The sequence below is a fragment of the Nocardia sienata NBRC 100364 genome, assembly GCF_001613205.1.
Taxonomy (GTDB): domain Bacteria; phylum Actinomycetota; class Actinomycetes; order Mycobacteriales; family Mycobacteriaceae; genus Nocardia; species Nocardia sienata.
On the sequence record NZ_BDBX01000023.1, the window covers coordinates 21980 to 29227 of the forward strand.

A 7248-nucleotide genomic window follows, 5' to 3' on the forward strand; every position below is an offset into this window, starting at 1 on the left:
GCGCGCAGCCGCGGCCCGGGCCCGGAGCACCCGACCCTCTCGCCAACTCGACAACCTGGGAGACCCGAGTGACCACCACACCCCGTTCGACCCGTCCGGTAGCGATCCTCGGCGGTAACCGCATCCCGTTCGCGCGTTCCGACAAGGCCTACGCCCACGCCTCCAACCAGGACATGTTCACCGCCACCCTGGACGGACTGGTGAGCCGCTTCGGCCTGCAATCGGAGCGGCTGGGCATGGTCGCCGGCGGCGCGGTACTCAAGCGGGTCGGTGAGCACGGCCTGATCCGGGAGAGCGTGCTGGGTAGCCGGCTCAGCCCCTACACCCCCGCCCACGATCTGCAGCTGGCCTGCGGCACCGGCCTGCAGGCCGTCGTCACCGTCGGCGACGCGATCGCGGCCGGCCGGATCGAGGTGGGTATCGGTGGCGGTACCGACACCACCTCCGACGCGCCGATCGGGGTCAGCGAGCGGATGCGCGAGTGGATGCTGAACGCCAACCGCGCCCGCACCAATGCCGAGCGGCTCAAATTGGTCGGTCAGCTGCGCCCGGGCATGCTCGGTATCGAGATCCCGCGCAATGCCGAACCCCGTACCGGGCTGTCGATGGGCGAGCACGCCGCCATCACGGCCAAGGAGTTCGGGGTCTCCCGGGACGCCCAGGACGAACTGGCCTATCTGTCGCACAAGAACATGGCCGCCGCCTACGAGCGCGGCTTCTTCGATGATCTGGTGACCCCGTTCCTCGGGCTCACCCGCGACGACAACCTGCGCCCGAACTCCTCGCTGGAGAAGCTGGGCACGCTGAAGCCGGTCTTCGGGGTGAAGCTGGGCGATGCCACCATGACGGCGGGTAACTCCACCCCGCTCACCGACGGCGCCTCGGCGGTACTGCTGTCCAGCGATGAATGGGCGGCGCAGCGCAATCTTCCGGTTCTCGCGCATCTGGTGGACAGCGAAGTCGCCGCGGTCGATTACATCCACGGTCCCGACGGCCTGCTCATGGCCCCCACCTACGCGGTGCCCCGGCTGCTCGCCCGCAACGGCCTGACCCTGCAGGACTTCGATTTCTACGAGATCCACGAGGCCTTCGCCTCGGTGGTGCTGGCCACCCTGCAGGCCTGGGAGTCGGATCAGTACTGCAAGGAGCGGCTCGGCCTCGACGGGGCACTCGGCTCGATCGACCGCACCAAGCTGAACGTCAACGGTTCCTCGCTGGCCGCCGGGCACCCGTTCGCCGCCACCGGCGGCCGGATCGTCGCCCAGGCAGCCAAGCAGCTGGCGGAGAAGGGGTCGGGCCGGGCGCTCATCTCGATCTGCGCCGCGGGGGGCCAGGGCGTGGTCGCCATTCTGGAACGCTGAACCGGCCGGGCACGGGTCCATCCGGCGGGTGAGGGAAGCGCCCACAGCCGTGGCGGGCCCCGGGCCGGCGCAGGGGACCGGAGATGTCTCGATCGCACGGATCGGGGCATCTCCGTTTCCGGTGGTCCCGCACTCGCGCATACGCGATCCCTTCTGCGAGATGCCGATCTAGAAGGCGGCGGTTCCCGGGTACGCCGGGGCCTGTCGCGGTCGGGTTCTCCCTAGCTCGACCCGGGCAGTTCGTGGTGTCCGCCGAAGGCCTCGCGCATCGCGGACAGGGCTTTGTCCGCGTACGCCGATTCACCGCGCGAGGCGAAGCGCTGGAACAGTGCCGCCGAGAGCACCGGGGCCGGTACCCCGATATCCACCGCGGCGTCGAGCGTCCAGCGTCCCTCTCCGGAATCGGAGACCCGGCCGCCGAAGGAATCCAGGTTCGGGTCGGCGTGCAGTTGGGTGGCGGTGAGATCGAGCAACCAGGACGCCACCACCGATCCGCGCCGCCACACCTCCGCGACTTCCGCGATATCGATGTCGTACCGGTAGTACTCCGGATGTTCGAGTGGAGTCTCCTCCGCGGAGTACTCGCCGCCGGCGCGGTTGCCGTAGTCGGCCTTGTGCATGATGTTGAATCCCTCGGCGTAGGCCGCCATCACGCCGTACTCGATCCCGTTGTGCACCATTTTCACGAAATGGCCCGCCCCCGCGGGCCCGCAGTGCAGATAACCCTGTTCGGCCGGGCCGGGCTCCCCCGTCCGTCCCGGGGTCCGCGGCGCGGCCGAGACCCCGGGCGCGATGGCCCGCAGCAGTGGTTCCACGTACCGCACCGGCGCCGCGTCCCCGCCGATCATCAGGCAGAACCCGCGGTCGCGGCCGAACACCCCGCCCGAGGTCCCGATATCGAGGTAGTGGATACCGAGGGGGGCCAGCTGCGCGGCCCGGGCGATATCGTCGTGGTAGCGGCTGTTGCCACCGTCGATGACGATATCGCCGGGTTCCAGCAGTTCGGCCAGCTGGTCGACCGTGCGGCCGGTGAGACCGGCCGGAATCATCACCCACACCACGCGGGGCGTGTCGAGGTCGGCGACGAACTCCGCCAGGTCGGTACTGCCTCGGAAGCTGTCGCCGAGTTCGGCGGCGAGATTGTCGATCACCTCGGCGTGGCGTTCGCAGCCGACCGCCGTATGACCGGCCGCGACGATCCGCCGCACGATATTGGCCCCCATCCGGCCGAGCCCGATCATGCCCAACTGCATCTCACGTCCCCTTACTGATAGAGGTCGGATCGCATGCCGTCCCCGATTGTGCCCGCCTCTCGAGAACTTTCGTCGAGTTCGCGTGTAACGACCCGCGCGCGGCACCGATATACCGGTCGGCTCCGTGCAATCGCCTGACCCCCGACCCGGCGACTGCACGGGGCCGCTTTGCTGTCCAGGGCTCGTTCGGGCGATATGTCCCAACTGCGACGTCCACGGCTATCCAGATGGCGCAGCTGTGATCGATCCGGCACTGAAGATTACAGTTCGGACAACTATCGTTGGCGAAGGCTCGCACCCCGCGAGTCCCCGAAGTATCGATTGGGGAGGACGGTTCGTGAGCAGCGAATCGAACACCGACCGAGGTGACAGACGCGACCACGGCCACCCGCAGCGCAACGACGGCGGCCTACGTCAGCTGCTCGATACCGGCCGCGCCCAGCAGGGGCAGCAGCCGCCCGCACCGACCGAACCGGTAGAACAGGCCGACAATGTGGCGCCCGGCTGGCGCGGCGGCAGTTCCTGGTTGAACCCCAGCGCCGGCTCCGCGGCGCAGCGGCCCGAGCCGGACCAGGCCCCATCGTCACCGGGTTCCGGCGGTGCGTCTCCCCACACCTCGCCCCACGCTTCGGAGGCCTCCCATCCCGCCGCCCGGCCGGGACCGCCCGCCCGGGGCTCCGGCGACCCGGCCCCCTCCGGCCCCGGACCGGCAGCTCCCTCCGGTGCCCGGCCTGCCGGCCCTTCCGGACCGGCGGTACCTCCCGGTGCCCGGCCTGTCGGCGCTCCCGGACCGGCGGTACCTCCTGGTGCCCGGCCTGCCCACGGTCCCGGTCCGGCAGCATCCCCCCATATCAGGCCTTCCGCAGGTCCCGCCGCGACGGCGCCCTCCGGTCCGGGACCTTCCACCGGTCCCGAACCCACCGCCGGTCCGGGACCGAATTCCGGTACCGGACCCAAAGCCGGTCCCGGAACAAACGCCGGTCCCGGAACAAACGCCGGTCCCGGGATCCCGCCGGGCCCCGGCGGCCTCTCGGGCCCCGGCGGGCTCGCCGGCCCGGCACGGCCCGGACCCGGCCGGCCTTCCGGCCCCGGATCGTCCACCCCGCCCGGCCCCACCCCGGCCGACCCAACCGGGCCCGAGTACACCACCCAGCAGTTCTCGCGGCCCACCGTCGCGTCCGCGCCCGCCGTTTTCGCCGACGCGGATCCCGACGATGCGCCGACCGAGGTCTTCGATTCGAGCGCGCTGACCCAGCGGCTCTCCGGGGGACCTTCCTCGTGGCCGGGCCATCCGAACAATCCGACCAGTGCCGATATCCTGTCGCACGGCGAAAAGTCCGAGCCGCCCGCGCCGCCGCGCCGACCGGGCGGTGGTCGCGGCACCGGCGGGTCCGGTGACGACAACGGTCGTTTCGCCGCTGCCCGTACCTGGCTGCGCGATTCCGCGAATGCGCGGCGCGTTCTGTTGGTCGCCGCGATCGTGTTCGGGGTCGCACTCGTGGGCTATATCGCCGATCTGGTGATGACCTCGGGCAAGATTCCGCGCGGCGTCGAGGTCGCCGGGGTCGCCATCGGTGGAATGGACAAGGACGACGCCCGCGCGAAGCTGCAGGAAACACTCGACCCTCGTTCCGGTGCCGTCGTCCCGGTGAAGATCGCCGATGTGCAGACCCAGCTGGTGCCCGCCGCGTCGGGCCTCGGCGTGGACTGGGAGGCCACCTGGGAGCGGGTGGGCGGTCAACCGCTGAACCCGGCTTCGCGGCTGCTGTCCTTCGTCGCCACCCGCAAGGTTACGGTGGCCAGCTCGGTCGACGAGGCGGCGCTGAACCGGACCTTCGAGGAACTGAAGGTGCACGACCAGCCGCCCGTCGAAGGCGGTATCCACTTCGAGGGCACCCGGCCGGTCGAGGTGAACCCTGTCCCGGGCCGGGTCCTGGACCTCGCCGCGGCCCGCACGGTCATCACCGAACAGTGGGCGACCGCGAGCACCCTGGACCTGCCGGTCGCCGTGGCGCCGCCCGCGGTCCGCAAGGACGCGATCGACGCGGCCATGCGGCAGATCGCCGAGCCCGCGGTGAGCGCGCCGGTGTCCTACACCGGTAAGGGAGACGCCACCGCCGCTCTGAGTCCCGAGCAGATCGCCACCATCGTCGGTTTCGTCCCGGACGGGCACGGCGGGCTGCGGGTCGAGTTCGACCACAAGGTGGCCACCGACCTGCTCGCTCCGCAACTGGCCGCCACCGAAGTCGAACCGAAGGACGCGACATTCACCTTCTCCGGTGCGCCCACCGTCGTGCCCGCCGTGGTCGGTGACAAGGTCAACTGGGCCAAGACGCTGGAGCAGCTGCCGGCGATGCTCGCCGCGACCGGCGCCCCGCGCACCACGCCGGCGGTCTACGAGCGGATCGAACCCAAGCTCACCACGCAGGCCGCCGAGGCGCTCGGTATCAACGAAACGATGGGCGAGTTCACCACCAGCGGTTTCACCGGCCCGTCCGGGGTGAACATCCGCACGGTCGCCCAGGAGGTCGACGGCGCGGTCGTCAAACCGGGCGACACCTTCTCGCTCAACACCCATACCGGCCCGCGGACCGCCGCCGAAGGCTATGTGGAATCGGGCATCATCGACCACGGCCGCCCGAGCAAGGCCGTGGGCGGCGGGATCAGCCAGTTCGCCACCACCCTCTACAACGCGGCCTATTTCGCGGGCCTGGAGGACGCCGGCCACACCGAGCACAGCTACTACATCTCCCGCTATCCCGCGGCTCGTGAAGCGACCGTGTTCGACGGTGCCATCGACCTGCAGTTCCGCAACAACACCCCGCACGGCATCTACATCCAGGCCTTCGCCGACAGCTCCGAGGTGACCGTCCGTATCTGGGGTACCAAGACGGTGAACGTGGAATCGATCACCGGCGACAAGACCAAGCCGACGGAACCGGAAACCATCACCCTGCCCGAGGGCGACGACTGTATCGCCTCCACGGGCGCTCCCGGGTTCACCATCTCCGACACCCGGGTGATCACCGATATCAACACCGGCGCGGAGATCTCCCGCCACACCCGGACCGTCAAATACGACCCGGTGCCGGAGGTCAAGTGCGAGTCGCCGGATAAGGACAAGCCGGAGGAATCCACCGACGAGCCCAGCGGCGGCGGCCGGCCCAGCGGTAGCGCTCCGAGCAGCCGGCCCAGCAGCCGCCCCGGTTCGCGCTGAGAAACACCGCAGTGCCCGCCCCGGTAGCCGGGGCGGGCACTGTTGTCTCCAAGGGGGTTACAGCGGTGTGCGCATCAGGAGCACGTTGTACTGGCGATGCACGGTGAGCAGGAAGTACAGGTCGCTGCCGGTCTGATAGGGGAAGATCATCGGTGCGTAGGCCGTCGGCAGGGCGGCTGCTTCCAGCAGCACCCGGGGCGTACTCCACGGACCCTCCGGCGCGTCCGCGGTGCGCAGCACCACCGAGTTGTACGGGTCGGTCGTCAGCATCACGAACTTGCGCAGATGCTCGTTCCACTGCACCGACAGCTCGGCCACACCCTCGAAGACCGGCGCGGCAGCTCTGGCGTCGTTCGACTTCCAGCCGTGCCCGTCCCAGTACTCGTAGGCATCGATATTCGCGATATCGGCTTCCCGTACCCGCGACACGTACCCGGGATGGTTGCGGCCGGCCGGCGTGCCGTAGCGGTAGACGAATCCGTCGCTCTTCACGAACGCGTTCTGCTGGAATCGCTCGTGGCCGTCCACATTCGCCCGGCGCGTGGTCGGTAGCTGGGCCCAGGTCCGTCCGCCGTCACCGGACGCGGCGAGCGTGGCGAAGTTGGTGGTCCACAAACCGTGGTCGCCCCACTCCTTCACCGACATCATGCTCAGGTACTGCACGCCGCCCACCGAGATCCCGGCGGTCGGGATCAAACTGATCTCGATACCCGGAATCTTCGGGCTCGGCAGTGGATTCGGGACCGCGCCGTCGAAGACGATGCCATGGGCCGGATCCTTGGTGTGGCTGAAGAACAGGGCATTGCTGGTCCACGCCCACACACTGCCGGCCAGTAGGTTCGGCACCCCCAGACCCGCGGAATCGCCGAACGCGGTCAGCAGCGTTCCCGCACCGTCGTCCCACATCACCCCCAGATCGGTGCCCAGCACATTCACCCGCTGAGTTCTGTTGGGGCTGTCCATACCCGTCACCTGATAGATGGCCTGGGTGTCACCGGGCAGCGTCGGCAGACCGCGGGGTTCGCCGTTGATACCGGGAATGGGGTTCACATTGTTCGGATCCGCTACCGCCGGACCGGCCAGCACCAGGGCCGCGACGGCACCGGCGACCCCGGTACGCATTAGGAGGGACAGCGGGCGGGGGGTCATTCTCGATGTCCTCCTGCTGGGTGGCGCGGCGACTCAGGGGCCATCTTGCCATGTGCTGTGTTCATCGGCCCCGCCTCCGGCGGGGCGGGGTCGAGGCCCCCTTGGTCCCGCCGTTCAGCGCCCGAGACTCGCGGCTTCGCCGCATGCACTTCGGGCGCTGAACGGCGGGACGGGTCTCGACCCTTCACGGCCTCGCTGAACTCGGCACCGAGAGGGTGCTGCTGTTCGTGAAGGTGATGAGCCGCCAGGTCACCCGGGCGGTCGAGTC

Annotated in this window: 4 protein-coding genes; 2 read left to right on the forward strand and 2 right to left on the reverse strand. The window is 69.6% G+C overall.

From position 1 onward, the window contains the following. The first annotated feature begins 68 nt into the window (after positions 1-68). Entirely contained in the window at positions 69-1361 is a 1293-nt protein-coding gene (locus tag NS4_RS14435) for an acetyl-CoA C-acetyltransferase (RefSeq protein WP_063060047.1), read from the forward strand. A gap of 221 nt (positions 1362-1582) precedes the next feature. Here NS4_RS14435 and gnd read toward each other — a convergent pair whose 3' ends face one another. Then, positions 1583-2614, reverse strand: coding sequence for a phosphogluconate dehydrogenase (NAD(+)-dependent, decarboxylating) (gnd, locus tag NS4_RS14440; protein WP_063060048.1), 1032 nt, complete (start codon positions 2612-2614; stop codon positions 1583-1585). Between the two features lie 337 nt (positions 2615-2951). On the opposite strand from gnd, the gene NS4_RS33390 reads away from it, so the two are divergent. After that, entirely contained in the window at positions 2952-5831 is a 2880-nt protein-coding gene (locus NS4_RS33390; RefSeq protein WP_245665405.1) for a VanW family protein, read from the forward strand. A 57-nt stretch (positions 5832-5888) separates the two neighbouring features. Here NS4_RS33390 and NS4_RS14450 read toward each other — a convergent pair whose 3' ends face one another. Next, complete coding sequence (locus NS4_RS14450; RefSeq protein WP_063060049.1) at positions 5889-6980, reverse strand: glycoside hydrolase family 183 protein; 1092 nt, start codon at positions 6978-6980, stop codon at positions 5889-5891. Between the last annotated feature and the right edge of the window lie 268 nt (positions 6981-7248).

Bases quoted from the DNA above. Each gene is read 5' to 3' on its own strand.
- gnd (WP_063060048.1), bottom strand. From the start codon at position 2,614: ATGCAGTTGGGCATGATCGGGCTCGGCCGGATGGGGGCCAATATCGTG.
- NS4_RS14450 (WP_063060049.1), bottom strand. From the start codon at position 6,980: ATGACCCCCCGCCCGCTGTCCCTCCTAATGCGTACCGGGGTCGCCGGT.